Raw genomic sequence first — 26103 nt, forward strand, 5'->3', positions numbered from 1 at the left:
CGTTCAGCCGGCGGTGCCGGGTCGCGGCGCGGCCTCGGCGCGGTCGGCCGCCAGCAGCGTCTCCAGGCACTGCGCCTCGATGCCGTAGTAGGCCTTCAGCGCGCGCACCTGCTCGCGCAGCGGCTCGGCGGGCTTGGGCTGCTCGCGCTTGACGGCGAGGATCATCTTGTTCTTCTGGGTGTGCTCGAGCGAGGTGAACTCGAACACCTGGGTGTCGTAGCCCTCGGCCTCCAGCAGCAGCGCGCGCAGGCCGTCGGTCAGCATCTCGGCCTCCTGGCCGAGGTGGATGCCGTGGCGCAGCAGCGGCAGCAGCAGCGTGGGGCTGCGCAGCTGCGGGCGCAGCTGCTTGTGGCAGCAGGGCGAGCACATGATGATGCGGGCGCCCGAGCGGATGCCCATGTGCATCGCATGATCGGTGGCGATGTCGCAGGCGTGCAGCGCGATCATGATGTCCACCGGGCGGGCCGCGTAGCTGCGCACGTCGCCCAGTTCGAAGGCCAGGCCGTCCAGGCCGAACTGCTGCGCGGTGGCGTTGCCGAGCGCGACCATGTCGTCCTTCAGGTCGACGCCGGTCACTCGGACTGGCCGGTGCAGCGTGCGGCACAGGTGGTCGTGCACTGCGAAGGTGAGGTAGCCCTTGCCGGCACCGAAGTCCAGCACCTGCAGCGGCCGATCGCCCTGAGCTTGCGCGAGCGACGGGGCCGACGCCAGCGCGTGGGCCAGTACCTCGATGAACTTGTTGATCTGCTTCCACTTGCGCGCCATGGCCGGCACCAGCCGGTGCTGCGCGTCGGTGATGCCCAGGGCCACGAGGAAGGGCTGCTGCGGGTCGACGTAGCGGTGCTTCGCGCGGTCGTGCGAAGGCGGTGCGGCCGCCGGCACGGCGGCTGCGTCGGAGCCGTCGTCCGCCGGGGCAGCGACCTGGTCCGGGTTCTCGATGGCGTCGGTGGACGCGGCAGGCTTGCGGCTGCGCCGCAACGTCGCCTTGCCCTTGCGGCTGATGGCGAGCTGCAGCTCGCCGTCGGTCGTCAGCAGATGCAGGTTGTCGAAGGCGCTGTCGATCAGCGCGGCCACCGTCGCCAGGCCCTCGTCGACCGGCAGGTTCTTCGTCACGTCCTTGGTGCGGTGGTTGTAGGTCAGCGACAGGCAGGCGCGGCCCTTCAGCGTGAGCGGCCGCACCAGCACGCGCTGCAGGTCGGGCCGGGGCCCGCGCGGGCCGGCCAGCACCAGCTTCACGACGCGCTGGTCGGCGAGGGCGGCGCGAGCCTCGTCGAAGAACTGCGTGCGCGGCTCCGTCGCGGGCGGTCGGGCCGCGGCGGCGGGAGGGATCGGGGTCGTGGGCACGGTGGGGCGGCGCGGAGCCAGGTTCGAGGTCGCCTCATTGTCGGCTGGCGGCACGCGAGGGGTCGATAATCCCGTCACCATGAAGCTGCGGTTCACCAAGATGCAAGGCGCGGGCAACGACTTCGTCGTGCTCGACGCCACCCGCGAGCCGCTGGCGCTGAGCCCGGCGCAGTACCGCTATCTGGCCGACCGGCGCTTCGGCGTCGGTGCGGACCAGGTCCTGATCGTCGGCGCCAGCGATGAGCCCGGCATCGACTTCACCTACCGCATCGTCAATGCCGACGGCAGCGAGGTCGAGCAGTGCGGCAACGGTGCGCGCTGCTTCGTGCGCTACGTGCGCGAGGCCGGCCTCACGAAGAAGAGCGCGATCCGCGTGCGCACCGCCGGCGGCGTGATCGAGCCGCGCTGGCTGGTGGACGGCCGCGTCACCGTGGACATGGGCGCGCCGGTGTTCGAGCCCGCCCGGGTGCCGTTCGACGCCGCCGGCCTGCAGCCGCGCGAGCTGAACGGCTTTGCGCTGTGGCCGCTGGACGTGGCAGGCCGCACGGTGGAGGCCGCGGTGGTGTCGATGGGCAACCCGCACGCGGTGATGAACGTGGCGCAGTTCGGCGGAGGCGGTCTCGACGAGGCGCCGGTGGCCGAGCTGGGCCCGCGGATCGAGCGCCACGCGCGCTTCCCGCAGCGCGTGAATGCCGGCTTCCTGCAGGTGCTGAGCGACACCCATGTGAAGCTGCGCGTGTACGAGCGCGGCGCCGGCGAGACGCTGGCCTGCGGCACCGGCGCCTGCGCCGCGGTGGTGGCGGGCATCCGCCTGGGCTGGCTGCGCGCCGGCACGCCGGTCGACGTGGACACGCGCGGCGGCGAACTGACGATCGAATGGGCCGGCCGCGACGATGCGCCGGTGTGGATGACCGGCCCCGCCGAGAGCGTGTTCGTCGGCGAGATCGATTTACCGGAACAGGGAGACTGACCCAGATGAGCACGCAAGGCATTACCGAGGACGACATCGCGAATTTCCTGCAGCAGACGCCCGGCTTCTTCGAGCGCCACGCCGACACGCTGGCCAGCGTGCAGCTCACCAGCCCGCACGGCAACCGCGCCGTCTCGCTGCAGGAGCGCCAGATGGAGATGCTGCGCGAGAAGATCCGCGGCCTCGAGATGCGGCTGGTGGAGATGATCCGCCACGGTCAGGAGAACGTGACGATCGCCGACAAGCTGCACCGCTGGACGCGCTCGATCATGCTCACCACCAGTGCCAGCGACCTGCCGACCGTGCTGGTGGAGCAACTGAAGCACGAGTTCCTGATCCCGCAGGCCGGGATCCGCGTGTGGGGCGCGGCCGATGCCTTCGAGTCGCTGTCCTTCGCCCGTGCGGTGAGCGACGAGGTGAAGAGTTTCGCCACCAGCCTGACGCAGCCCTATTGCGGCGTGAATTCGGGCTTCGAGGCCGCGGGCTGGTTCGACGAGCCGGGCGCGGTGGTGTCGCTCGCGATGGTGCCGCTGCGCAACGGCACGGCCGCGCCGGCCTTCGGCATGCTGGTGCTGGGATCGCCCGACCCGACGCGCTACACCGCCGACATGGGCACCGAGTTCCTGGTGCGCATCGGCGAACTGGCGAGCGCCGGCCTGCACCGGCTGCTGCCGGTGCACTGACGAGGCCCGCCGTGCCGCTGGCGCCCGCGGCCGCCCGACGCCGGAGCGGCGCCGCCGCCGCCCGCCGCGCGCCGCCCGGCGACACGCCGGATGAGCCGACCGCGCCGCCGCCGCTCGACGCCGATGTCGTCGAGCACCTGCAGCACCTGCGCGTCGAGCGCCGGCTGTCGGCCAAGACCCTGCTCAACTACGAGGACGCCTTTCGCCGTCTCGGCGAGGCAGCGCAGCGTGACGGCGTGGCCTTGCGCGCCGCGCAGCCGCACCATGTGCGCCACTGGATGGCGCGGCTGCATGCCGGCGGGCTGGCGCCGCGCAGCATCGCGATCGCGCTGTCGGCCTGGCGCGGGCTGTACCGCTGGCTCGGGCACGAAGGGCGGGTGGCGCTGAACCCGGTCGAAGGGCTGCGTGCGCCGCGCGCGGCCAAGCCGCTGCCGAAGGCGCTGTCGGTCGACCATGCCGTCGCGCTGGCCGATCACCGGCAGGTCGACGGCGATGCACGGCTCGAGGCGCGCGACCGCTGCCTGGTGGAACTGCTCTACGGCTGCGGTCTGCGCGTGGCCGAACTGGTGGGATTGGACGTGACGGCCGCCGGTGGTGCGCTGGGCTGGATCGACCGCGCCGACGCCGAGGCGCACGTGCTCGGCAAGGGCAGCAAGCGGCGCAGCGTGCCGGTCGGCAAGGCGGCGCTGGCGGCGCTGGACGACTGGCTGGCGCAGCGCGGCAGCGTGGCGCCAGCCGACGAGCCGGCGTTGTTCGTGAGCCGCCACGGCCGGCGGCTGACGGCCTCGCAGGTGCGCACGCGGCTGAAGGAGCGGGCCATCCAGGCCGGCCTGCCGACCCATGTGCACCCGCACATGCTGCGGCACAGCTACGCCTCGCACCTGCTGCAGTCCAGCGGCGACCTACGTGCGGTGCAGGAACTGCTGGGGCACGCCAACATCACGACCACGCAGGTCTACACCAAGCTCGACTTCCAGCACTTGGCCAAGGCCTACGACGCGGCCCACCCGCGGGCACGCAAGAAGTCGTGATGCGGCGTTGACGGAGGCGCGGCGCGCAGCGCCACGCGACAATCCGGCCATGAAATCGATCCGTCTGCGCGCCGGCAAGGAGCGCTCGCTGCTGCGCCGCCATCCCTGGGTGTTCGAGGGCAGCATCGCCTCCGGCAAGGCCGATCCGGGCGAGACCGTGCGGATCGATGCCCACGACGGCAGTTTCCTGGCCTGGGGCGCCTACAGCCCGACGTCGCAGATCCGCGTGCGGGCCTGGAGTTTCGACGCGGCCGAGCGCGTCGATGCGAGCCTGTTCGCGCGGCGCATCGAGCGCGCGGTCGCCCTGCGCGCACGGCTGGCGATCGACAGCGACGCGCAGCGCCTGGTGCATGGCGAGGCCGATGGCCTGCCGGGGCTGATCGTCGACCGCTACGGCGACACGCTGAGCGCGCAGTTCCTCGGCGCCGGCGTCGAGCGCTGGAAGCCGGCCATCGCCGATGCCCTGCTGGCGGCCACCGGCTGCGTGCGGCTGTACGAGCGTTCCGACGCCAGCGTGCGCGAGCTGGAGGGCCTGCCGAGCGCGACCGGCTGGCTGCGCCGGCCCGATGCCGATGACGACGGCGCGACCGAAAGAACGATCCGCGAGCACGGCTGGCAACTGAAGGTCGATGTGGCGGAGGGGCACAAGACCGGCTACTACCTCGACCAGCGCGACAACCGGCTGCGTTTCATGCAACTGGTGCGGCAGTTCGGCTGCCAGCGCGTGCTGAACTGCTACAGCTACACCGGCGGCTTCTCGGTCGCCGCGCTGGCCGGCGGCGCGCAGCAGGTCACCAGCGTCGATTCGTCCGGCCCGGCGCTGGCGCGGGCGAGCGAGCACGTGCGGCTGAACGGCTTCGATGCCGCGCGGCACGAGGCGCTGGACGCCGACGTGAACGGCACGCTGCGGCGCCATCTCGAACTCGGCGAGAGCTTCGATGCCATCGTGCTCGACCCGCCGAAGTTCGCGCCGACGGCGGCGCACGCCGAGCGCGCGTCACGCGCCTACAAGGACATCAACCGCCTCGCGCTGAAGCTGCTGGTGCCCGGCGGCCTGCTGTTCACCTTCTCGTGCTCGGGCGGCGTCGACGCCGCCTTGTTCCACAAGATCGTTGCCGGTGCCGGGCTCGACGCCGGGGTCGACGGCTACCTGCTCGAACGGCTGGAAGCGGCGCCCGACCACCCGACGACGGTGAACTTCCCCGAGGGCGAGTACCTGAAGGGGCTGGCGATCCTGAAGCAGTGAGTGTGGCGCGACGGCTTGAGTCCTCTCCCTCTCAGCGCTCGCGCCGCCGCCAGAAACGCTCCATCTCCAGGTACAGGAAGGACGCGGACCAGCCGATCAGCAGCAGACCGTTGAGCGCCTCGACGCCGGCCAGCAGCCGCACCGGGCCGGCCGGCACCACGTCGCCGAAGCCCAGCGAGGTGTAGGTCTCGGCCGAGAAGTAGAGCGCGCTGCCGAGGTCGGGCGTGGCGGTGCCGCCCAGCGAGCCGTGGCCGGCGCTGATGATCAGCAGCCAGTAGCCGGCGCCGTAGAGCAGGATCTCCGCGCCGTGGCCGATGAAGCAGCCGAGCACGGCGACGATGAGCTTGGCCCGGCCCGGCCAGTACAGCCGGTCGAGCAGGCGGGTCAGCAAGTTCAGCACCTCGTAATGCGTCAGCGTCGTGGCGACGATCAGCAGCACGCAGCTGAGGACGACGAGGGCCATGGCCGAGGAGACCGCGCTCAGGCGTAGGGATCGGCGTAGCCGAGTGCGAGCAGCACTTCGGTCTCGCGCGCTTCCATCGCCTGCGCCTCGGCCTCGATCTCGTGGTCGTGGCCCTGGGCGTGCAGGGTGCCGTGCACCAGCAGGTGGGCGTAGTGGGCTTCCAGCGAGCGGCCCTCGTCGCGTGCCTCGCGCTCGACCACCGGGGCACACAGGATCAGGTCGGCCACCACCACCGGCTCGGCCTCGTAGTCGAAGGTCAGCACGTTGGTGGCGTAGTCCTTCTGCCGGTAGTCGCGGTTCAGCGTGCGGCCTTCCTCGGCCCCGACGATGCGCACCGTGATCTCGGCCGGCACGTCCAGCGCGGCACGGACCCAGCGCAGCACCTTGTGTCGCGGCAGCTGGGCACGATGGCTCGCATCGGCGAACTGCAGCGACAGGTTCAGCACCGGGCGGGCCGGGTGTTTCATCCTAGGGCTCCGGCTTCGCCGCGGCCGCCTCGTAGGCCTCGACGATGCGCGCCACCAGCGGGTGGCGAACCACGTCCGCGGAGGTGAAGCGCGTCATCGCGATGCCCTTGACGCGCCGGAGCACGCGCTCGGCCTCGATCAGGCCGCTCTCCACGCCCTTGGGCAGGTCGATCTGGCTCACGTCGCCGGTGACGACGGCCTTGCTGCCGAAGCCGATGCGGGTGAGGAACATCTTCATCTGCTCGGTGGTGGTGTTCTGCGCCTCGTCGAGGATCACGAAGGCGTGGTTCAGCGTGCGCCCGCGCATGAAGGCCAGCGGCGCGATCTCGATCGTGCCCTTCTCGAAGGCCTTGGTGACGCGCTCGAAGCCCATTAGGTCGTAGAGCGCGTCGTACAGCGGGCGCAGGTAGGGGTCGACCTTCTGCGCCAGGTCGCCGGGCAGGAAGCCCAGGCGCTCGCCGGCCTCGACCGCCGGGCGGGTGAGCACGATGCGCTGTACCGCGCTGCGCTCCAGCGCATCGATTGCGCAGGCCACCGCGAGGAAGGTCTTGCCGGTGCCGGCCGGGCCGATGCCGAAGGCGATGTCGTGGTCGAGGATGTGGCGCAGGTACTGGGTCTGGTTGCCGGTGCGGCCGGCCAGGTCGGCATGGCGGGTGCGCAGCGTGATGGCGCCGTCGCCGGGGATCGCGTCGCGAACGCCGCTGCCGCCGCCCTGGGCGGCCTCGACCAGCGCGAGCTGGAAGCTCTCGGGGGCGATGGGCTTCTTGGCGCGGTCGTAGAGCGACTGCAGCAGCGCCGTCGCTCGCTCGGCCTGCACCTTGGCCCCTTCGATGCGGAAGGACTCGTTGCGGCGCGTGATGCCGACGTTGAAGGCCGCCTCGATGGCACGCAGGTGCTCGTCGAGCGTGCCGCACAGGTGCGCGAGGCGGATGTTGTCGAGCGGGATGAAGGCGTGGCGCAGGATCACGGGCAGGGCGGTCGCGTGGGGAGCCTGATTGTGGCGCGGTCGGGCGCCGGCGACAGGCACGCCCCGCGCACCATCCTGCACAATCGCCGCCCATGCTTCGCCACCTCTCCGCGCCCGGGCGCCTGTTTCTGCTGCTGTTGTGGCTGGGCCTGTGCGGCGGCCTGCCGAGCGCCGGTTCGGCGCGAGCCCAGGCGGCCGACGTGCTGACGTTGCGCAGCGCGCAGGTCGCCAGTGTTCCGTCGCTGACGTTGGCGCCCCCGGTCGGCGGGGGCTTCGAGACCCTGGCGCTGCCGGACGACTGGGCGCAGCCGGCGCCGGCCGGCGAACAGGTCCAGTGGTACCGGCTGCGCTTCGACCCGCCGCAACAGGTGGCGGGCGCGCTGCTCGCCGCCTACATCCCTCGCGTGTGCTCCAACGTCGAGATCTACCTCAACGGCCAGTTGCTCTACCGTGGCGGCAGCCTGCGCGAGCCGGTGACGCGCAACTGCTACCAATCGCAGCTGGTCAGCCTGCCCGCCGGTCTGCTGCTGGCCACCGGAAACGAGCTGGAGCTTCAGGTGGTGGGCTACCCGCTGCCACGCGTGGCCGGCCGCCAGCGCGCCGGCGGCCTGTCGGAGGTGCTGATCGGGCCGTATCCGCAACTGCGCGAGCTGCACGAGCGCCAGCGCTTCTGGAACGTGAGCTTCGCGCAGATCGTGGCGGCGACGCTGGTGATGATCGGTGTGGTGATGCTGGCGCTGGGCTGGGTGCGGCGCGTGTCGCACCTGAAGTACTTCGGCGTGGTGTCGCTGGGCTGGGCGCTGCTGAGCGCGCGCATCTGGTGGCGCGACATCCCGCTGCCGAACGGCACGCTGGAACTGCTGAGCTGCATCGCCTTCGTTCCGCTGTCGGTGTGCGCGGTGCTGTTCCTGCTGCGCTACTGCGGCATGAAGTGGCGGGCCGTCGACATCGCGCTGTGGACCCAGTGCCTGGTGATGCCGGCGGGCCTGTTGCTGGCCGGGCCGGAGCGGCTGTTCTCCGGGGCGGTGCTGTGCTATTCCGTGCTGGCGCTGGAGGTGTTCGCGGCGATCGGCTTCTGCCTCGCGCACGTGTGGCGCACGCGGCGAGGCGAGTTCTGGCTGCTGGGTTCGATCCTCGCGCTGGTGGTGGTGGTGATCGGCATCGAGGTCGGCGTGCAGGACAGCTTCCTCAAGCTGCCCAACGTGCACGTCATCCATTTCGCGATCCCGCTGCTGTTCTGCGTGCTGGCGTTCCGGCTGGTGCAGACCTTCGCGAACGCGCTGACCGCGGCCGAGACCGCGCGCCAGCAACTCGAGCAGCGCGTCTACGAGATCTCGGCCGAGATCGAGCGCAATTTCTCGCATCTGGCCGAGGTGCGGGTGGAACAGGTGGCCGAGAAGGAGCGCAAGCGCATCGCTGCCGACCTGCACGACGACCTGGGCGCCAAGCTGCTGACCATCGTGCACACCAGCACCGACGAGCGCATCTCGACGCTGGCCCGCGAGGCGCTCGAGGAGATGCGGCTGTCGGTGCGCGGCATCGCTGGCAAGCCGGTGCAGCTGACCGATGCGCTGGCCGACTGGCGTGCCGAGACGGTGTCGCGGCTGGGCGACGCCGGCATCGAGATCGAATGGCACAGCACCGAGCCGACCACGCCGCGCACGCTGGCGGCTCGCTCCTACGTGCAGACGACGCGCGTGCTGCGCGAGGCCACCAGCAATCTGATCAAGCACAGCGGCGCCTCGAGGGCGACTGTCACCTGCCGCATCGGCGACGAGTTCCAGCTGGTGATCCGTGACAACGGGCGCGGCATCCCGCTCGAGCTCGACGGTCGGCTCGACCGCGGCCACGGCATGGCCAGCATGAAGCAGCGCGCCAAGCAGATGCAGGGCCAGTGCCTGATCGAGTCGGGCCCGGGCTACGGAACCGTGATCCGGCTCACGCTTCCGCTGTGAGCGGCGCCCGGGCGCTTGCGGCCCTTGCTGTCAGCGCTCAGACTGTTACCATGAAACGGTGAGTGACATGACCCACATCCTGCTGCTGGAAGATCTGCCCGAGATCCGTGTTTGGCTGAAGGCGCTTGCGTTGCAGGTGTTTCCACAGGCGCAGATCACCGAGGCCGCCCGCGTGCACGACGCGCGCGAGCACATCAGCGCCCAGCGCTTCGACCTGGCGCTGGTCGACCTGGGCCTGCCCGACGGCTCGGGCGTGGAGGTGGTGGCGGCGCTGCGCGAGGCCCAGCCCGAGGCGCAGTCGGTGGTCGTCACGATCCACGACGACGACGATCACCTGTTCCCCGCACTGCAGGCCGGCGCCTTCGGCTACCTGCTGAAAGAACAGTCGCGCGAGCAGCTGGCCGAACAGCTGCGACGCATCAGCGCTGGCGAGCCACCGCTGTCGCCGTCGATCGCGCGCCGCGTGATCCAGTATTTCGCGGCCCAGCAGCGCAGCCAGTTCCGCGAGAAGACGCCGCTGATGCCGGGCGTGACGCTGACCGAGCGTGAGAACGAAGTCCTGCTGCGCGTGGCCAAGGGCTTCACGCTGCCGGAGATCGGCGTGCAGCTGAACCTGTCGCGCCACACCATCGCCGACTACGTGAAGCAGATCTACCGCAAGCTCAACGTGAGCTCGCGCGCCGAGGTGGCGCTGGAGGCCCAGCGGCTCGGGCTGTTCCGGCGTTGAGTCCGGTGACCCTGCGCGCCGCGATCGGGGCGGCGGCCTAGGATGCTCGGTCGCCTCACCGGCCTGCTGGCCGAGAAATCCCCTCCCCAGGTGCTGATCGACGTCGGCGGTGTCGGCTACGAGGTCGACGTGCCGATGAGCAGCTTCTTCAACCTGCCCGCCCTGGGTGAACGGGTCACGCTGCTGACGCACTTCGTCGTGCGCGAGGACGCGCAGGTGCTGTTCGGTTTTCTCACGGCCCCGGAACGCGAGACCTTCCGGATGCTGATCAAGATCTCGGGCGTCGGGCCGCGTACCGCGCTGTCCATCCTGTCCGGCCTGACGGTGGGCGATCTGGCGCAGGCGGTGACGGCGCAGGATGCGAGCCGTCTCGTCAAGGTGCCGGGCATCGGCAAGAAGACTGCCGAACGGCTGCTGCTGGAACTGAAAGGCAAGCTCGGTGCCGACCTGGGCCCAGCGATCGGCGGCAAGCCGGCCAGCGACGCGCAAGCCGACATCCTGCAGGCGCTGATCGCGCTGGGCTACAGCGAGCGTGAGGCCCAGGCGGCGGTCAAGGCGCTGCCGGCCGAGGTGGGCGTCAGCGAGGGCATCAAGCTCGCGCTGAAGGCGCTGGCGCGTTAGTCAGCGCGCCAGCAGCTTCTTCAGCGGCGCCGGCAGCCCGACGGCGTCGAGCGCGTCCAGCGCGACCCAGCGGCCGGGGCCCAGTGCGGCCTCGACCCCCTCCGGGCTTTCCAGCACCGCGCGCCACGGATGCAGCGTCCAGTCGAAGTGGGTCAGCGCGTGCTCGATCACGGGCTGCGGCTCCACCGGCACCGGCCAGCGCTGCATCACCGCATCGAGCGCGGCCTCGTCGTCCAGCAGCGGCAGGCTCCACAGCCCGGCCCACACGCCGGTCGCCGGGCGCCGTTGCAGCCACACTGCGCCGGCGTGCTCCAGCCACAGCCACCAGTGCTCGCGGCTCGTGCGCTTGAGCTTGCGCGTCTTCAGCGGATAGGCCTCGGGCCGGTCCTCGCGTTGCGCCACGCAGTCGCCCTGCAGCGGGCACAGCAGGCAGTTCGGCTTGCGGGCCAGGCAGACGGTGGCGCCCAGGTCCATCAGCCCCTGGGTGTAGGCGGGCATGTCGGCCGACGCCGGCGGCAGCAGCTCGCAGGCTCGCGCCCACAGATCGCGCTCGTGGCGGGCGATGGCCAGATCGGCGCCGAAGCCCAGCACGCGCGTCAGCACGCGCTTGACGTTGCCGTCGAGGATCGCGGCACGCTCGCCGAAGCAGAACGCGGCGATGGCGGCGGCGGTCGAGCGGCCGATGCCGGGCAGCGTGGCGAGCTGCTCGGCGCTGGCCGGGAAGCGGCCGCCGTGTTCCGCCATCACCGCCTGGGCGCAGCGGTGCAGATTGCGCGCGCGGCTGTAGTAGCCCAGGCCTGCCCAGGCGGCCAGCACGTCGTCGAGCGGCGCCCGCGCCAGCGTGGCCACGTCGGGAAAGCGCTCCAGGAAGCGCGCGTAGTAAGACAGCACCGTGCTGACCTGGGTCTGCTGCAGCATGATCTCCGACAGCCACACGCGGTAGGGATCGTGTTCGCGCTGCCAGGGCAGCCCGTGGCGGCCCTGCGTGCGTTGCCACGCAACGACGCGCTCGGAGAGACTCGTCGCGGTGTCATCCGCGGGCGGGGAGGGGTGCGTTCGGCCGCGCCGGGCCGGCGGCCGGGACACGGCGGCGCTCAAGCGCGGGCCGGATCGATCTCGAAGTCGAGCAGCAGGTCGATCGAGTCGTCGAGGGACTCGCCGGTGCTGACGGTGTCTCGCTCGGACAGGTCGCCGCGCGGGTCGGCGTGCAGGCGGGTGCCTTGCGCCAGCTCGGTGACGCGCTGTTGCAACTGCTGCAGGCGCGCGTCCTGGCTCTCGAGTTCGCTCAGGCGCGACTCCAGTTCGCCAGCAGCGGCCTGAATGCGCTCGAGCGCCTCGCGCCTGCGCTTGAAACCCCGCCGGCGGTCGCGCAACTGGGTGTCGATCTGCGCGGATGCGGTCTTGTTCCACAACTCGAGCTCGCCGCTGGCGCTCTCGAAGACGACGCGCAGCCGCGACACCAGCATGCGGCGGAACTGCTCGAGAAAGCGCTCCTGCGTGAGCTTCAGCGCCTGCGTCAGCCCGAGGTACTGCACGTAGTTGCGCTCGATCAGGTCGAGGTCGCCGACGAAGCGGCCGAGCTCGGGCGTCGGCGCGACCAGCAGGCTGAAGCCGAACTCGGTGTTCAGCATCTCGAACGAGGCTTCGAGCATCGAATGGATCTCTTCGCTGCGCGACTGCGCGCGCTTCATGCGCTCGCGCAGCTTGCCGCACAGCGTCATGAAGGCCTTCTTCGCGCCGAGCTGCAACAGCGAGCTGCGGATGCCTTCCTGCATCTCGCCCACGTGCTCGCGCAGCCGGTCGCTCGACAGGTCGAGCAGCGCGTCCTTCAGCATGCGCGTGTGCACGACGCGCATCGCCTGCAGGCGCGAGATGCATTGCTCGAACTCCGCCGCCTCGGCGTCGACGCGCGTCAGCATCAGCTTCACCTTGGTGGCGTTCTTACCGCGCAGACCGCGCAGCTCGAGCAGTTGCTCGGCGATCTGACGGCGCCGGTCGGTCAGACGCCGGCCGACCTGTTGCTCGACGATCGCGATGCCTTCGATGCCGATCTGCGCCAGCATCTGCTGGCGTTGCGGCAGCAACCGCTCGCTCAGTGCCTCCTCGAGCGCGGGAAGGCGGCTGGCGGCGAGATCGGCCTCCTCGCCGGCCACGCGCGCTGTCAGGGCCAGCTTGGCCGACAGCGGGAACACGCGCTCGCGCGGCATGTTGAGTGTGTGGGCCACGTCGTTGCACTGGCGTTCGATCTGCGCCTCGGTTTGCTCGGGTGTGCTGAGTGGGTCGACCAGCGTGTCGATCTTGTTGAGCACGACATAGCGGCTCACGCCCTGCACGCCGAGGTGGTCGCGCCAGATGGCCAGATCGGACTTGGTAACGCCAGTGTCGGCACTCAGTACGAAGACCGTGGCGTGCGCCGACGGCAGCAGGCCGACGGTGAGTTCGGGCTCGGCACCGATGGCGTTGAGGCCCGGCGTGTCCAGCACGACCAAGCCGCGCTTGAGCAGCGGATGCGGCAGGTTGATGAGCGCATGGCGCCAGGCGGGGACTTCGACACAGCCCTGCTCGTCGAGCGGCGGGTTGTCGTCAGGCGTGTCATCGTTCCAGAACCCGAGATCGCGCGCCATCGCGACGCTGACCGGCTTGGTCTGCGTCACCTGGGTCAGCGCCTGCGCGAGGCCTTCGGTGTCGTCCAGGTCCAGCGGCGTCAGCTGCCAGACGCGGGGCTGGCGGCGCAGGTCGGCGAGCGACGGGCTCTGCAGGCGGGTGTCGATCGGCAGCAGCGCGAGGCCGGGCGGCTCGTCGGCTTCGTAGCCGATCTCGACCGGGCACATCGTGGTGCGGCCAGGTGTGGCCGGCAGGATGCGGCGGCCGGTGTCGGCGAAGAAGATGGCGTTGATCAGCTCGGACTTGCCGCGCGAGAACTCGGCGACGAAGGCCACGATGAGCTTTTCGCCCGCGAGCCGCTGACGCAGGGACTCGAGCAGGTCGGAGGCCGGCTCGTCGAGCAGCTCGTGCTCGCGCAGGAAACGGGCAAGCTCTCGCACCCTGGATTCCAGCGCGCTGCGCCAGTGACCAAGGGCGTCGACACTGTGGGCGAACGAGACGGACGGGTGGCTTTCCAACGCGGGCTCTCTGTGCCGATGATGGTAGCTCAGCCCCCCTCGCGGCGGCATGCCGCCGTCGTCAGCACGTCACGTCCTCGCGTCCCAAGACGTGTGCATTTGTGACAGCAGGCGCGCCCCCAGCGGCTCGTCAGCGGCGCTGGCAATGCGGGCAGAAGTAGGTCGAGCGCTGACCCTGGACGATGCGGCGTACCACGCCGCCGCAGGCCGTGCAGGGCTCGCCCTCGCGGTCGTAGACCCGGGCCTCGTTCTGGAAGGCGCCGCCCATGCCGTGGGCGTCGCGGAAGTCGCGCAGCGTCGAGCCGCCCAGCGCTACTGCGCGGGACAACACCGTGCGCACGGCATCGACGAGGCGAACGCAGCGCGCCAGGCTGATGCGATCGCCCGGCGTGCGCGGATCGATGCCCGCCAGGAACAGCGCCTCGGAGGCGTAGATGTTGCCGACGCCGACCACGATGTCGCCCGCCAGCAGCGCCTGCTTGACGGCGACGCGCCGGCCGCGCAGGCCCGCATGCAGCAGCGAGGCGGTGAACCCGGCCTCGAGAGGTTCGACGCCCAGGCCCGCCAGCAGCTTGCCGGCCGCGCCGCCGTCGCGCGAGGGAGACCACACCGCCGCACCGAAGCGGCGCGGATCGGTCAGGCGCAGCAGGCCGCGGGTGGTCGTCAGGTCGAAGTGATCCCAGGGACCGGGTGGCGAGGCCTGCGCCGACAGGTTCAGCGAGCCCGACATGCCGAGGTGCAGCAGCAACCCACCACCGTCGGCGACGATACCGGGCCGGTCGCCCAGCGCGAACCACAGGTACTTGCCGCGGCGGGTCACGTCGAGCAGGCGCCGTCCGACCAGCGACGACGGTTCGCAGCCGAGCGGCCAGCGCAGCGGCTTGCCCAGCCGCACGTCACCGATCTCGGCGCCGCGCAGTCGATCGACCAGGCTCAGGCGCGTGACTTCCACTTCGGGCAACTCGGGCATAGGGCCATTATCTGGGGGTGCATAGAATGAAATTCGACTTTGGAGTGCCTATGGCCGCTTTCCGCTTCGCTGTCCTGGCCTTCGCGGCCTCCAGCGTTCTTGCCGCGACGGCGTGGGCGCAGCCCGCGCCCGTGGAAGCGTCGGCGTCCGCGCCGGGCGCTGCGGTGCCCGTGGAGAACTCGGCTCTCGATGCGCCGCTGTTCTACCAGTTGCTGATCGGCGAGATGGAGCTGGGCCAGGGCGATGCCGGTACCAGCTATCAGGTTCTCCTGGACGCGGCCCGCAAGACCCGCGACGAGCGTCTGTTCCGGCGCGCCACCGAGGTCGCGTTGCAGGCCCAGGCCGGTGAGCAGGCGCTGGATGCGGCGCGTGCCTGGCGCCAGGCCGTGCCGGGGTCGATCGATGCCCACCGCTTCGAGGTTCAACTGCTGGTCGCGTTGAATCGCACCGCCGAAACCGTGGCGCCGCTGCGTGCCACGCTGGCGCTGGTGCCGCCGGCACAGCGGCCTGCGGCGATCGCATCGTTGCCCGGCTATTTCTCGCGCACGACCGATCGCAAGGCGACCACCGCGGTGCTCGAACAGGTGCTGCTGCCGTATGCCGAGCAGCGCTCCGCCGGCGAGCCGCAGGCCACTGCGGTGTCCGCCTGGGTGGCGCTGGGCCGCAGCCGACTGGCCGCTGGCGACTCGGCGCGCGCGCTGGATGCCGCGCGTCGCGGCCAGGCGCTGGGCCCGCAGTCCGAGGCCGTGGCGCTGCTCGCCATCGAGCTGATGCCGACCGAGAAGCAGGCCGAGTCGCTGGTCACGGCCTTCCTCGAGGCCCAGCCACCGGCGCCGGCCGCCACCCGCAGCGCCGTGCGGCTGGTGTACGCCCGCACGCTGGCCGTCGCCCAGCGCTATGCAGACGCCGCACCGCAACTCGAAGCCGTGACCCGCGACGCGCCGCAGTTCGTCGACGCCTGGCTGACGCTGGGCGCCTTGCGGCTGGAACTGAAGCAGCCGGTCGAGGCCGAAGCCGCCTTGCGCGAGTACCTGGCGCGTGTGGAGGCCAGTACCGATGCGGCCGCCAACGACCCGGCCGACACCCCACAGGACGAGGACGCCGCCACGCCCACGCAGCGCCTGACGCAGGCCTACCTGCTGCTCGCCCAGGCCGCCGAGCAGCGGCGCGACTTCAAGGCGGCCGAGGCCTGGCTCGCCAAGGTCGACAGCTCCCAGGCACTGACGGTGCAGTCGCGGCGCGCGTCGCTGCTGGCGCAGCAGGGCAAGCTCGCCGAGGCGCGCAGCCTGATCCGCACGCTGCCGGAGCGGCAACCGGAGGACGCGCGCGCCAAGCTGCTGGTCGAGGCGCAGCTGCTGCGCGACCAGAAGCAGTGGTCGGAGGCGCTCGGAGTGTTGGCCGAGGCCAACGATCGCTACCGCGACGACACCGACCTGCTGTACGAGCAGGCCATGATGGCCGAGAAGCTCGACCGCATGGCCGACATGGAGCAGTTGCTGCGTCGGGTGATCGCGCTGAAGCCGCAGCAGCCGCAGGCCTACAACGCGCTGGGCTACTCGCTGGCCGATCGCAACCAGCGGCTGCCCGAAGCCCGCCAGCTGATCGCCAAGGCGCTGGAGCTGTCGCCCGGCGACCCGTTCCTGGTCGACAGTCTCGGCTGGGTCGAGTACCGGCTCGGCAACCACGACGAGGCGATCCGCTGGCTGCGGCAGGCCCACGGCGCACGGCCCGACACCGAGATCGCCGCGCACCTGGGCGAGGTGCTGTGGGTCAGCGGCCGGCGCGACGAGGCGCGCCGGATCTGGGCCGAGGCCCGTGCCCGCGACGCCACGAACGACGTGCTGAAGGAAACCCTGGCGCGGCTCAAGGTCGACCTGTGAGGTGTGGCCGCCGCGCGCTGCTCGTTGCCGCGGCCTGCGCCGCGGCCGTGTGGCTGGCGGGATGCGCGGGCATCGGTCCGTCGGCGCTCCAGGGCGAGCGGCTTTCGGGACGGTTGTCGGTGCGTGTCGAGGGCGATGCGGCGCGGAACTTCAACGCCGCCTTCGAACTGGAAGGTTCGTCCGAATCGGGCCAGCTTTCGTTGACGACGCCGCTCGGCATCCAGCTCGCCCGTGCCGACTGGTCGCCGCGGCAGGTGCGGCTGCGCTCCAGCGACGGCGAGCGCCTCTACCCCGATCTGGAGAGTCTGGCGGCCGACGCGCTGGGCGAGCGCGTGCCGCTCGCCGCGCTGTTCGATTGGCTGCATGCGCGGCCCTGGCCGGGCGCACCGAGCGTTGGCCAGCCGCTGGGATTTTCTCAGCTCGGCTGGGTGATCGACGTGTCGCGCCGGGCCGAAGGCTGGGTCGAGGCACGCCGCGCCGCACTCCCCGTGGTGAGCGTGCGCGCCAAGCTCGACGACGCTCCCTGAGAAGCCCGCCGATGAGCCTGCAAGCCCTCTACGACGTTCCCGCGCCGGCCAAGCTGAATCTGTTCCTGCATGTGACGGGCCGGCGCGACGACGGCTACCACCTGCTGCAGTCGGTGTTCGCGTTGATCGACTGGGCCGACACCCTGCATTTCGAGCGCCGCCCGGACGGCCGGCTGGTCCGCCACGACCTGGCCGTCACGCTGCCCGAGGACGACCTGTGCCTGCGTGCTGCGCGCCTGCTGCAGCGAGAGAGCGCCTGCCCGTTCGGTGTCGACATCTCGATCGACAAGCAGGTGCCTTGGGGCGCCGGCCTCGGTGGCGGCAGCTCCGACGCCGCCAGCACCCTGCTGGCGCTGAACCGCCTGTGGGACCTGCACTGGCCACGCGAGCGGCTGCTGTCGCTGGGGCTGCAACTCGGCGCCGACGTGCCCTTCTTCCTGGGCGGCCGCAACGCCTGGGTCGAGGGCATCGGCGAGCGGCTGACGCCCATCGAGCTGACGCCGTGCTGGTGGGCCGTGCTGAAGCCCGCCGTAGCGGTGCCCACCGCGGTGATCTTCGGCAGTCCGCTGTTGGTGAGAAACACCGCTGCTGCTACAATCTCGGACTTCTCTGCAAACGCAGTCGAGTTCGGCCACAACGACCTGCAAACGCCTGCAACGGCGTACAGCGACGAGGTGGCTCAGGCTCTGGCGCTGCTGCAATCCCGCTACGGCGCAAGCCGCATGTCGGGGTCCGGCAGTGCGGTGTTTGCGGAGGCCGGCACCGGCGAGACACCGACGGTTGCGATGATGGAAGCGGCGTCGCTTCCTCCGTCGTGGGTGGGGCGCATGTGCCGCGGCTTGACAGTGCATCCGCTGGCGCTCTGGGCCGGCTGATCATCGTCAGGCGACGGTTTCGGGCGTGGCTCGGGCGCAAGCCGGAGCGGTGTCCTGTGTAGGGGAGTCGCCAAGTTGGTTAAGGCATCGGATTTTGATTCCGACATGCGAAGGTTCGAATCCTTCTTCCCCTGCCAAAGCTTTACCCAGGAAGCATGGCGCCCGCGTTCCGGGCGCCATGTTTTTTGATCGGACAGGTTTTTTCCAACGAACGACCGCCTCGGAGGCGTGATGCTCTCCTCCAACACCGTGATCTTCACCGGCAATGCGAATCCGGCGCTGGCGCAGGAGATCGCCACCTCGCTCGGCATCGAACTGGGCCGCGCGGCCGTCGGGCGCTTCTCGGACAGCGAGGTCACGGTCGAGATTCAGCAGAACGTGCGTGCGCGCGACATCTTCGTCGTGCAGCCCACCTGCACGCCGACGAACGAGCACCTGATGGAGCTCTTCATCATGGTCGACGCGCTCAAGCGCGCCTCGGCCGGGCGCATCACCGCGGTGATCCCGTACTACGGCTATGCGCGCCAGGACCGCCGCCCGCGCTCGACGCGCGTGCCGATCAGCGCCAAGGTGGTGGCCAACATGCTCGAAGCCGTGGGCGTGAACCGCGTGCTCACGATGGACCTGCACGCCGATCAGATCCAGGGCTTCTTCGACATCCCGGTCGACAACATCTACGCCTCGCCGGTGCTGCTTTCGGACCTGAAGAGCCGCCGCTACGACGACCTGATCGTGGTCTCGCCCGACGTCGGCGGCGTGGTGCGCGCCCGCGCGCTGGCCAAGCAGCTCAACTGCGACCTCGCCATCATCGACAAGCGCCGCCCCGCGGCCAATGTGTCGGAAGTCATGCACGTGATCGGCGAGATCGACGGCCGCAACTGCGTGATCATGGACGACATGATCGACACCGCCGGCACCCTGGTGAAGGCTGCCGAGGTGCTGAAGGAACGCGGCGCGAAGAGCGTGTTCGCGTACTGCACGCATCCCGTGTTCTCCGGCCCGGCGATCGAGCGCATCAAGAACTCGCAGATCGACGAGGTGGTGATCACCAACACCATCCCGCTCAACGCCGCCGCCAAGGCCACCACCAAGATCCGCCAGCTGTCGGTGGCCTTCCTGTTTGCCGAGACCATCCGCCGCATCTCGGACGGCGAGTCGGTCACTTCCCTCTTCTCGGAGCAGAACAACAACTTCTGAGCCGGGTTCTGCCCGCGCGCATGGGGCGCACGGGTTCACACAGGGTGCCTGGTCGCGGGCACCTTCCTTTTGGAGAAAATTCATGAAATTCGTCGCTTATCCGCGCGAACTGCAGGGGACCGGAGCGAGCCGCCGCCTGCGTATTTCCGGCAAGGTGCCGGGCATCGTCTACGGCGCCGGCGAGCCGCTGAAGATCGAACTCGATCACAACGCGCTGTTCCACGCGCTCAAGAAGGAAGCCTTCCACGCCTCGTTGCTCGACATGGAGTTCGACGGCAAGAGCCAGCAGGTGCTGCTGCGCGACGTGCAGATGCACGCCTACCGCCCGCAGGTGCTGCACGTCGACTTCCAGCGCGTCGACGCCACCACGCGCGTCACGAAGAAGGTGCCGCTGCACTTCGTCAACGAAGAGAACGCTCCGGGCGTCAAGCTCGACAAGGGCCTGATCTCGCACGTGGTCACGGAGCTCGAAGTGGAGTGCCTGGCCTCGCAGCTGCCCGAGTACCTGACGGTCGACCTGGGCGAGCTGGCCAAGGGTCAATCGCTGCACGTGAATGACCTGAAGCTGCCCCCGAGCGTGAAGGTGGTGCTGCGCGGCAAGAAGAACCCGGTGATCGCCACCGTGGTGATGCAGGCCGCCGAGGAAGCCCCGGCCGAGGTCGCGGCCCCGACCGCCGCCGCCGCGCCCGCCGCCAAGGGCAAGAAGAGCGAGAAGCAGAACAAGAAGTAAGTCTCGGGCGCAAGCCCTTGCTTCGAGCCCCGCCGCGGCGGGGCTTTTTCTTGCCTGCGTCGCGATAATCCGTTCCATGATTCGACTGATGGTGGGCCTCGGCAACCCGGGGCCGGAGTACGAGGCCACTCGCCACAACGCCGGCTTCTGGTGGGTGGACGCCGTCGCGCGTCAGCTGAAGGCCACGCTGCACGCGGAACGCGCGTACCACGGGCTGTTGGCTCGCGTGAACACGTCCGCCGGCCCGGTGTGGCTGCTCGAGCCGCAGACCTACATGAACGTGTCGGGCAAGTCGGTGGCGGCGCTGGCGCGTTTCTACAAGATCGCGCCGGAGGAGATCCTGGTCGCCCATGACGAGCTCGACCTGCCGCCGGGCGAGATGAAGCTCAAGCAGGGCGGTGGCCACGCCGGCCACAACGGCCTGCGCGACATCCATGCGCAGCTCGGCTCCACCGATTACTGGCGCTTGCGGCTGGGCATTGGCCATCCCGGTGTCAAGGCCGAGGTGGCCGACTATGTGCTGGGCAAGCCGATGCGCGAGCACCGTGAGGCCATCGAAGCCTGCATCGTGCGCTCGCTGACCGCCGTCGATGCCCTGCTGGCCGGTGACATGAGCAAGGCCACGCTGCGTCTGCATACCAGCAAGCCGCCCCGGCCGAAGCCGCCCCGGCCGGTGCCGGACGTGGGGTCTGCTGCTGGTGATGCTTCAAGGGCACCCGATGTCGCCAGCGGTCCGCCGCCCACCACCTCCGGTGAGACTCCGTGAAGCACGGGGTGTTGCCGCTGCTGGTGCTGGGCTCGTTTGCCGCCGCAGCACCGCAGGCCGCCAGCGCCCAGGGCGCCGCGATCTACCGCTGCGGCGCTGACGGGCGCAGTTATTCGCAGCAGCCTTGTGCGGATGGGCGTCCACTCCGCGTCGATGATGACGCGCGCACGCCGGCCCAGCGCCAGCAGGCCGTGGAATCGGCGCGGCGCGATGCCCGTCTGGCCGATGGGCTCGCGCACGAGCGCCGCCAAGTCGAGGCGGTGAGCGTGAGGGCGGCTTCGTTGAGCGCGCCACCGCCGAAGGATGCAGCGGCGCGCGCGAGCGCCGGCAAGCCGAACCAGAAGAAGCGGCGGCACGCCAAGAGCCAAGCCAGCCACGGAGACGATGGCTCCGGGGAGTTCAAGGCGACGGCGCCTGCGCCGCCACGTGCCAAGAAGAAATCTCGCGCCGGAACGGCAGCCCCGTCAACTCGTTGAACACCGAACGGCGGCTCAGCCCGCAGCGGTGGTGGAAGGCGGCGGGGACGACGCGTCCTTCGACGCTGGTTCACCACCGACCAGGACCTTGAACTTGGCCCACAACTGCGGCGCACTCTCGACGTGCGCCGGATTCACCGGGATGCAGGCGACCGGGCAGACCTGCACGCACTGCGGCTCGTCGAAGTGCCCGACGCACTCGGTGCACTTGGCGGGGTCGATGACGTAGATCTCGGGCCCGAGCGAGATGGCCTGGTTGGGGCACTCTGGCTCGCACACGTCGCAGTTGATGCAGTCGTCCGTGATCATCAGGGCCATGGCGCGCTCCGTCGCTTCAGCGTCAAGCCGCCGACGCCGCTGCGATTGCCGCGGCTGACGCTGTCGATAGAGACGAACACCCGGTGTGTCATGTGGCCTGGCTGACGCGCTGTTTCAGACGATCGAGCACGGAGGGTGCCACGAACTTCGAAACATCACCGCCAAGGGTGGCAATTTCGCGCACGAAAGTGCCGCTGATGAACTGGTACTGGTCGCTCGGCGTCAGGAACACGGTTTCCACGTTCGGCATCAGCTGGCGGTTCATGCCGGCCATCTGGAACTCGTACTCGAAGTCGCTCACGGCGCGCAGCCCTCGCACCACCACCTTGCCGCCGTGCTCGACGACGAAGTCGCGCAGCAGCCCGCGAAACGCGATGACTTCGACATTGCGATGCGAGGCCAGCAGTTCCTGCGCGATCTCCAGCCGTTCGGCGATGGTGAACATGGTGCGCTTGTGGTGGCCTGCGGCCACCGCGACGATCAGACGGGGGAACAGCGCGCTGGCGCGACGCACCAGATCCTGGTGCCCGAGCGTCATCGGGTCGAAGGTGCCTGGGTAGACGGCGCTCAGGCCGGGGTTGAAGGGCACGGTGTTTCCTTCGCGGAGCGGGCAGGGTGGCGAAGTTTATGCCTCAGCGTCGCGGGCCGCGGGGCTGAGCAGGTGCGCATGCACCTGTCCGGCGCGGGTGTGCCGGACGAGCGCGAAGCCGAGCGGGCCCAATGTCGCGGTGTCGAACGCCCGGTCGGCTTCGAGGTAGACGCGACCGGTGGGCGCCAGCACGCACTGCGCGGAGCGCAGCGCCGGCTCGAACAGGCCGCTGTCGAAGGGCGGATCCAGCAGCACCAGGTCGAACGGCTCGCCGGCGTAACGCGTCATCCACGCCAGCGCGTCGGCGGTTTCGATGCACACCGCGCGGGCATCCAACCGCGCCTGCACCGCGCGGAGTCCGCGCACCAGGGCGGTGTCGCGCTCGAGCAGCACCACATCGCTGGCGCCGCGCGAGGCCGCCTCGAAGCCGAGTGCACCGCTGCCGGCGAAGGCGTCGAGGCAGCGCCAGCCGCTCAGATCCTGACCGAGCCAGTTGAACAGCGTCTCACGCACGCGGTCGGGCGTGGGGCGCAGCCCCGGGGCCACGGGCACCGGCAGCTTGCTGCGTTTCCATTGCCCGCCGATCAGTCGGACCTCGCCTGGTTTGGCCAGCGTGGTGGCGGGGCGGGCGGCAGCGGGGGCGCGGGGCATCGGTCGATTCTAGGCAGCCGCTTCTCTGGGACGCCGGCGCGGACCGCGAACTCGCCGGACTCCCTCTGGTGTGTGTGAAGCTGCATTCCAGGAGGGCCACAGCAGCCTGTCCCTAGAATCTCGCCTACATGTTCAGTTTCTTCAAGAAGAAGGCGCCGGTCGTGGCGTCACCGCCGACCGGCCCCGAGGCACCAGCGGCGTCCACGCCGTCCCCCGAGCCCGCGGCTGAAGTCGACGTTGCTGCTTCGGCGCCTGGCGAACAGCGCCGCCCCTGGCTCGACCGGCTCAAGAGCGGTCTGCGGCGCACCGGATCCGGCATCACGCAGGTGTTCACCGGCACGCGCATCGACGAGGCGCTGTACGAGGAACTCGAGGCGGCGCTGCTGATGGCCGACGCCGGCATGCCCGCCACGCAGCACCTGCTCGCCGACCTGAAGCGGCGCGTCAAGGAGCACAAGGCCTCTGATCCGGCCGCGGTAAAGGCGCTGCTGGTCGACGCGCTGGCCGAACTGCTCGCGCCCTTGCAGCGGCCGCTGGTGCTGGGCGAAACGCGGCCGACGGTGATCATGGTCGCGGGCGTCAACGGCGCCGGCAAGACCACCAGCATCGGCAAGCTCACGCGCCACCTCGCCGACGGCGGCCTGAAGGTGCTGCTGGCGGCGGCCGACACCTTCCGCGCAGCAGCGAAGGAGCAGCTGGCCGTGTGGGCGGACCGCAACCGCGTCGAGATCGTCAGCCAGGAGGGCGGCGACCCGGCCGCAGTGAGTTTCGATGCGGTGAAGGCCGGCCAGGCGCGCGGCTGCGACGTCGTCATCGCCGATACCGCCGGCCGCCTGCCGACGCAGGCGCATCTGATGGAAGAGCTGCGCAAGATCAAGCGAACCATCGGCAAGGCCATGGACGGTGCGCCGCACGAGGTGCTGCTGGTGGTGGATGGCAACACCGGGCAGAACGCGCTCGCCCAGGTCAAGGCCTTCGATGCGGTGCTGGGCTTGACCGGGCTGGTCGTCACCAAGCTCGACGGCACCGCCAAGGGCGGCGTGCTGGCGGCGATCGCGCTGTGGTCACGCGAGCGCGATGGCGCCTTGCCGGTGCCGGTCTACTTCATCGGTGTCGGCGAGAAGCTCGAGGATCTGGAGACCTTCGACGCGCGCGAGTTCTCGCAGGCGCTGCTGACCTGAGCGGAACGCACCGGGGTCAGCGGGTCGGTGCGTCGAGCGGCATCGACGCGGAGGACAGATCGTCGAACCAGGTCGACTGGGCGGGCTCCGCCAGCGTGGCGCCGTCGGCCGCCTCGCGGTCCAGATCCTCCAGCACGTCCTGCAAGGTCACCACCGTCGGCCGCACGGCCGGGGCGGCGCTGCCGGCCACCTCGGTCACGAGCACGCCCGGCATGACCGCCGCCGGGCGGGTCCGCACGCGGCCGCCGCCGTCCCCGGTGCGCAGGGCTTGCGACGTGTTCACCACCTGGTCGCGCACCAGCGAGACGTTTGGCAGCGCGTCCTCGTTCCAGACGATCACGCGGATGCCGGCCTGCTGCAGTACGCGGTCCATGCGCTCGTGGCGGCGCACGGTGCGTTCACCGTCCTTGCCATGTGGGCGGCGCACCTCGACGACGGCGATCACCTGCGAGACGGTGTCGCAGACCACCAGGTCGGCGCAGATCTGGCCCACGCGGCGCATCCACTCATGGTATGAATTGCGGGTCGGCACACGGATGAAGCGGGCCAGCGGCACCTGCGCCAGCACGGTGTATTCGGGTAGCGCCTGCTGCAGCACCAGCTGCGCCTTGCGCTCCTTGAGCGTCAGCACGCGAGTGGCTTCAGGCGGCCACGCGGCCACGGTGTCTAGCGCCTCGACGCGCTTGTCGCGCTGCTTGTCACGGCCCGGATTTTCCGGCCGTTCACGGCCACCGCGGCGCCGTGCCAGCGCCACCAGCATCAGGCCCGCCAGCAGCACCGCCAGCGCCTGCAGAACGATCGGTTCGCCCATCTTCGTCACCCTCCGAAACCCCGGGGATGAACGTAAGTGGGGGCCCGAAGAGCGTCAAGAGAACAACGCACGCTTTCGGACTAGCGAACAAATCCTTTCATTCCACCACCGCCCATGCGCTTCATCATCTTCATCATGCCGCCGCCCTTCATCTTCTTCATCATCCCCTGCATCTGCTCGAACTGGTTCAGCAGGCGGTTGACCTCCTGCACCTGAACCCCAGCGCCGGCGGCGATGCGGCGCTTGCGGCTGGCCTTGAGCAGCTCGGGCTTGCGCCGCTCCAGCGGCGTCATCGAGCGGATGATCCCTTCCATGCGGCGCACGTCGCGCTCGGCGCGGTCCATGTCGGCGGCGCCGAGCTGCGGTGTCTTGCCGCCGGTCATCTGTGCGGGCAGCTTGTCGATCAGGCCCGACAGGCCGCCCATGTTCTTCATCTGCGAGATCTGCGAGAGGAAGTCCTCGAGATCGAATCCCGAGCCCGACTTCACCTTGTCGGCGAGCTTCTGCGCCGCCTGCAGGTCCACGCCCTGCTGCACCTGCTCGACCAGCGCCAGGATGTCGCCCATGCCGAGCACCCGCCCGGCGTGGCGCTCGGCATCGAACAACTCCAGGCCGTCGATCTTCTCGGACACGCCCGCGAACTTGATCGGCGCGCCGGTGACCTGGCGTACGCTCAGCGCAGCGCCGCCGCGCGAGTCGCCGTCCAGCTTGGTCAGCACGATGCCGGTCAGCGGCAGCGCCTCCTTGAAGGCCTTGGCGACGTTGATCGCATCCTGGCCCTGCATCGCGTCGACGACGAACAGCGTCTCGATCGGGTTCAGCGCCGCGTGCAGCGCACGGATCTCGTCCATCATGGCCTCGTCGATCGCCAGGCGACCGGCGGTGTCGACCAGCAGCACGTCGAAGTAGTGCTTCTTCGCGTAGTCCACTGCGGCCAGCGCGATGTCCACCGGCTTGTCGCTGGCCTGCGACGGAAACCACTCCGCACCCGCCTGCCGGGTCACGGTCTTCAACTGCTCGATCGCGGCCGGCCGGTAGACGTCACCCGAGACCGTGAGCACCTTCTTCTTGCGCCCGATCAGGTGCTTGGCGAGCTTGGCCGTCGTCGTGGTCTTGCCGGCACCCTGCAGGCCGGCCATCAGGATCACCGCCGGCGGTTGTGTCGCGAGGTTCAGCTCGGCCACGCCGCTGGCGCCCATGGTCGCGGCCAGCTCCTTGTGCACCACGCCCACCAGCGCCTGCCCCGGCGACAGCGAGCCGACGACCTCCTGGCCCAGCGCCTTTTCCTTTACGCGGGCGATGAAGTCGCGCACCACCGGCAGCGCGACGTCGGCCTCCAGCAGCGCCATGCGCACCTCGCGCAGCATGTCCTGCACGTTGTCTTCGGTGATGCGGGCCTGGCCGCGCATGGTCTTGACCAGGCGGCTCAGGCGTTCGGAAAGGGCGGATGCCATGGGAGGAGGTCTCGGGTTGGTGCTGGGCTGGGGCGCAGCGCGCAGCGGAGCCGGCCGTTCGGCGCGCAGCCCCGTGTAGCCA

At 70.2% G+C, this 26103-nt stretch carries 26 protein-coding genes, 1 tRNA gene and 1 pseudogene; 16 read left to right on the forward strand and 12 right to left on the reverse strand.

All coding sequences use genetic code 11. From position 1 onward, the window contains the following. Positions 1 to 3: 3 nt before the first annotated feature. A complete protein-coding gene (locus ASC67_RS06065; RefSeq protein WP_056318170.1) occupies positions 4 to 1344 on the reverse strand; it encodes an SAM-dependent methyltransferase in 1341 nt (446 codons plus the stop codon). Positions 1345 to 1423: 79 nt separating this feature from the next. Here ASC67_RS06065 and dapF point away from each other — a divergent pair, with 79 nt between their 5' ends. The 4 genes from dapF to ASC67_RS06085 are packed head-to-tail and all read left to right on the forward strand — an operon-like array spanning position 1424 to position 5274. Next, complete coding sequence (gene dapF, locus ASC67_RS06070) at positions 1424 to 2314, forward strand: diaminopimelate epimerase (protein ID WP_056316507.1); 891 nt, start codon at positions 1424 to 1426, stop codon at positions 2312 to 2314. 5 nt (positions 2315 to 2319) lie between these two features. After that, entirely contained in the window at positions 2320 to 2997 is a 678-nt protein-coding gene (locus tag ASC67_RS06075) for a DUF484 family protein (protein ID WP_056316510.1), read from the forward strand. Positions 2998 to 3008: 11 nt separating this feature from the next. Next, positions 3009 to 4028 (forward strand): tyrosine recombinase XerC, encoded by a 1020-nt coding sequence (locus ASC67_RS06080; RefSeq protein WP_082535855.1) that lies wholly within the window; start codon positions 3009 to 3011, stop codon positions 4026 to 4028. 49 nt (positions 4029 to 4077) lie between these two features. Beyond that, complete coding sequence (locus ASC67_RS06085; protein ID WP_056316512.1) at positions 4078 to 5274, forward strand: class I SAM-dependent rRNA methyltransferase; 1197 nt, start codon at positions 4078 to 4080, stop codon at positions 5272 to 5274. A 31-nt stretch (positions 5275 to 5305) separates the two neighbouring features. On the opposite strand, the gene ASC67_RS06090 is transcribed toward ASC67_RS06085, so the two are convergent. From ASC67_RS06090 to ASC67_RS06100, 3 genes are read right to left on the reverse strand one after another with little or no spacing between them, the layout of a single operon-like run. Beyond that, positions 5306 to 5737 carry a potassium channel family protein gene (locus tag ASC67_RS06090; protein WP_056316515.1) on the reverse strand — a complete coding sequence of 144 codons (432 nt, stop codon included), beginning with the start codon at positions 5735 to 5737 and terminating at the stop codon, positions 5306 to 5308. A gap of 17 nt (positions 5738 to 5754) precedes the next feature. Next, complete coding sequence (gene ybeY, locus ASC67_RS06095; protein WP_056316518.1) at positions 5755 to 6204, reverse strand: rRNA maturation RNase YbeY; 450 nt, start codon at positions 6202 to 6204, stop codon at positions 5755 to 5757. Position 6205: 1 nt separating this feature from the next. Further along, entirely contained in the window at positions 6206 to 7171 is a 966-nt protein-coding gene (locus ASC67_RS06100; RefSeq protein ID WP_056316521.1) for a PhoH family protein, read from the reverse strand. A gap of 92 nt (positions 7172 to 7263) precedes the next feature. On the opposite strand from ASC67_RS06100, the gene ASC67_RS06105 reads away from it, so the two are divergent. From ASC67_RS06105 to ruvA, 3 genes are all read left to right on the forward strand, one after another. Continuing rightward, complete coding sequence (locus ASC67_RS06105) at positions 7264 to 9126, forward strand: sensor histidine kinase (RefSeq protein ID WP_056316524.1); 1863 nt, start codon at positions 7264 to 7266, stop codon at positions 9124 to 9126. Positions 9127 to 9193: 67 nt separating this feature from the next. Beyond that, positions 9194 to 9853 carry a response regulator transcription factor gene (locus tag ASC67_RS06110; RefSeq protein WP_056316527.1) on the forward strand — a complete coding sequence of 220 codons (660 nt, stop codon included), beginning with the start codon at positions 9194 to 9196 and terminating at the stop codon, positions 9851 to 9853. Positions 9854 to 9895: 42 nt separating this feature from the next. Next, on the forward strand, positions 9896 to 10474 hold the full coding sequence (gene ruvA, locus ASC67_RS06115; protein ID WP_056316530.1) for a Holliday junction branch migration protein RuvA: 579 nt from the start codon (positions 9896 to 9898) through the stop codon (positions 10472 to 10474). Here ruvA and mutY read toward each other — a convergent pair whose 3' ends face one another. The 3 genes from mutY to mutM all read right to left on the reverse strand — a co-directional run bounded on the left by mutY (position 10475) and on the right by mutM (position 14566). Then, positions 10475 to 11560: an A/G-specific adenine glycosylase gene (mutY, locus tag ASC67_RS06120; RefSeq protein WP_404932835.1), complete on the reverse strand. Its 1086-nt coding sequence runs from the start codon at positions 11558 to 11560 to the stop codon at positions 10475 to 10477. Positions 11561 to 11568: 8 nt separating this feature from the next. Beyond that, the gene (locus ASC67_RS06125) at positions 11569 to 13518 is read right to left on the reverse strand and encodes a dynamin family protein (RefSeq protein ID WP_235566239.1); all 1950 of its coding nucleotides are present in this window, start codon (positions 13516 to 13518) and stop codon (positions 11569 to 11571) included. Between the two features lie 208 nt (positions 13519 to 13726). Next, positions 13727 to 14566 carry a bifunctional DNA-formamidopyrimidine glycosylase/DNA-(apurinic or apyrimidinic site) lyase gene (mutM, locus tag ASC67_RS06130; RefSeq protein ID WP_056316540.1) on the reverse strand — a complete coding sequence of 280 codons (840 nt, stop codon included), beginning with the start codon at positions 14564 to 14566 and terminating at the stop codon, positions 13727 to 13729. A gap of 50 nt (positions 14567 to 14616) precedes the next feature. On the opposite strand from mutM, the gene ASC67_RS06135 reads away from it, so the two are divergent. From ASC67_RS06135 to ASC67_RS06170, 8 genes are all read left to right on the forward strand, one after another. After that, positions 14617 to 16446: a tetratricopeptide repeat protein gene (locus ASC67_RS06135; RefSeq protein ID WP_056316544.1), complete on the forward strand. Its 1830-nt coding sequence runs from the start codon at positions 14617 to 14619 to the stop codon at positions 16444 to 16446. Beyond that, the gene (locus ASC67_RS06140) at positions 16443 to 16973 is read left to right on the forward strand and encodes an outer membrane lipoprotein LolB (protein ID WP_056316547.1); all 531 of its coding nucleotides are present in this window, start codon (positions 16443 to 16445) and stop codon (positions 16971 to 16973) included. Before ASC67_RS06135 ends, ASC67_RS06140 begins: the two co-directional genes overlap by 4 nt. Positions 16974 to 16984: 11 nt before the next feature. After that, positions 16985 to 17848, forward strand: a complete 864-nt coding sequence (gene ispE, locus ASC67_RS06145) for a 4-(cytidine 5'-diphospho)-2-C-methyl-D-erythritol kinase (protein WP_056316550.1) — start codon at positions 16985 to 16987, stop codon at positions 17846 to 17848. A 60-nt stretch (positions 17849 to 17908) separates the two neighbouring features. After that, a tRNA-Gln gene (locus tag ASC67_RS06150) sits at positions 17909 to 17985 on the forward strand. A 94-nt stretch (positions 17986 to 18079) separates the two neighbouring features. Then, positions 18080 to 19045, forward strand: coding sequence for a ribose-phosphate pyrophosphokinase (locus tag ASC67_RS06155; protein WP_011830805.1), 966 nt, complete (start codon positions 18080 to 18082; stop codon positions 19043 to 19045). Between the two features lie 82 nt (positions 19046 to 19127). Next, positions 19128 to 19775, forward strand: a complete 648-nt coding sequence (locus tag ASC67_RS06160; RefSeq protein ID WP_056316554.1) for a 50S ribosomal protein L25/general stress protein Ctc — start codon at positions 19128 to 19130, stop codon at positions 19773 to 19775. A gap of 76 nt (positions 19776 to 19851) precedes the next feature. Continuing rightward, positions 19852 to 20541: an aminoacyl-tRNA hydrolase gene (gene pth, locus ASC67_RS06165; RefSeq protein WP_056316557.1), complete on the forward strand. Its 690-nt coding sequence runs from the start codon at positions 19852 to 19854 to the stop codon at positions 20539 to 20541. Positions 20542 to 20549: 8 nt separating this feature from the next. After that, positions 20550 to 21017, forward strand: coding sequence for a hypothetical protein (locus ASC67_RS06170; RefSeq protein ID WP_056316561.1), 468 nt, complete (start codon positions 20550 to 20552; stop codon positions 21015 to 21017). Between the two features lie 15 nt (positions 21018 to 21032). Here the strand turns inward: ASC67_RS06170 and ASC67_RS06175 are convergent. From ASC67_RS06175 to rsmD, 3 genes and pseudogenes are all read right to left on the reverse strand, one after another. Then, positions 21033 to 21380 (reverse strand): annotated as a pseudogene (locus ASC67_RS06175) (YfhL family 4Fe-4S dicluster ferredoxin); the annotation flags it as partial. 43 nt (positions 21381 to 21423) lie between these two features. Continuing rightward, positions 21424 to 21924 carry a pantetheine-phosphate adenylyltransferase gene (gene coaD / locus ASC67_RS06180; RefSeq protein ID WP_082535856.1) on the reverse strand — a complete coding sequence of 167 codons (501 nt, stop codon included), beginning with the start codon at positions 21922 to 21924 and terminating at the stop codon, positions 21424 to 21426. 36 nt (positions 21925 to 21960) lie between these two features. Beyond that, on the reverse strand, positions 21961 to 22575 hold the full coding sequence (gene rsmD / locus ASC67_RS06185; RefSeq protein ID WP_056316567.1) for a 16S rRNA (guanine(966)-N(2))-methyltransferase RsmD: 615 nt from the start codon (positions 22573 to 22575) through the stop codon (positions 21961 to 21963). Between the two features lie 128 nt (positions 22576 to 22703). Between rsmD and ftsY the strand changes: the two genes are divergently transcribed. Further along, complete coding sequence (ftsY, locus tag ASC67_RS06190) at positions 22704 to 23756, forward strand: signal recognition particle-docking protein FtsY (RefSeq protein WP_056316569.1); 1053 nt, start codon at positions 22704 to 22706, stop codon at positions 23754 to 23756. Positions 23757 to 23772: 16 nt separating this feature from the next. Here ftsY and ASC67_RS06195 read toward each other — a convergent pair whose 3' ends face one another. Further along, on the reverse strand, positions 23773 to 24567 hold the full coding sequence (locus ASC67_RS06195; protein WP_056316573.1) for a DUF2726 domain-containing protein: 795 nt from the start codon (positions 24565 to 24567) through the stop codon (positions 23773 to 23775). Between the two features lie 80 nt (positions 24568 to 24647). Then, the gene (gene ffh, locus ASC67_RS06200; protein ID WP_056316576.1) at positions 24648 to 26021 is read right to left on the reverse strand and encodes a signal recognition particle protein; all 1374 of its coding nucleotides are present in this window, start codon (positions 26019 to 26021) and stop codon (positions 24648 to 24650) included. Positions 26022 to 26103: the final 82 nt, after the last annotated feature.

The organism is Methylibium sp. Root1272, assembly GCF_001425905.1.
Lineage (GTDB): Bacteria > Pseudomonadota > Gammaproteobacteria > Burkholderiales > Burkholderiaceae_C > Methylibium.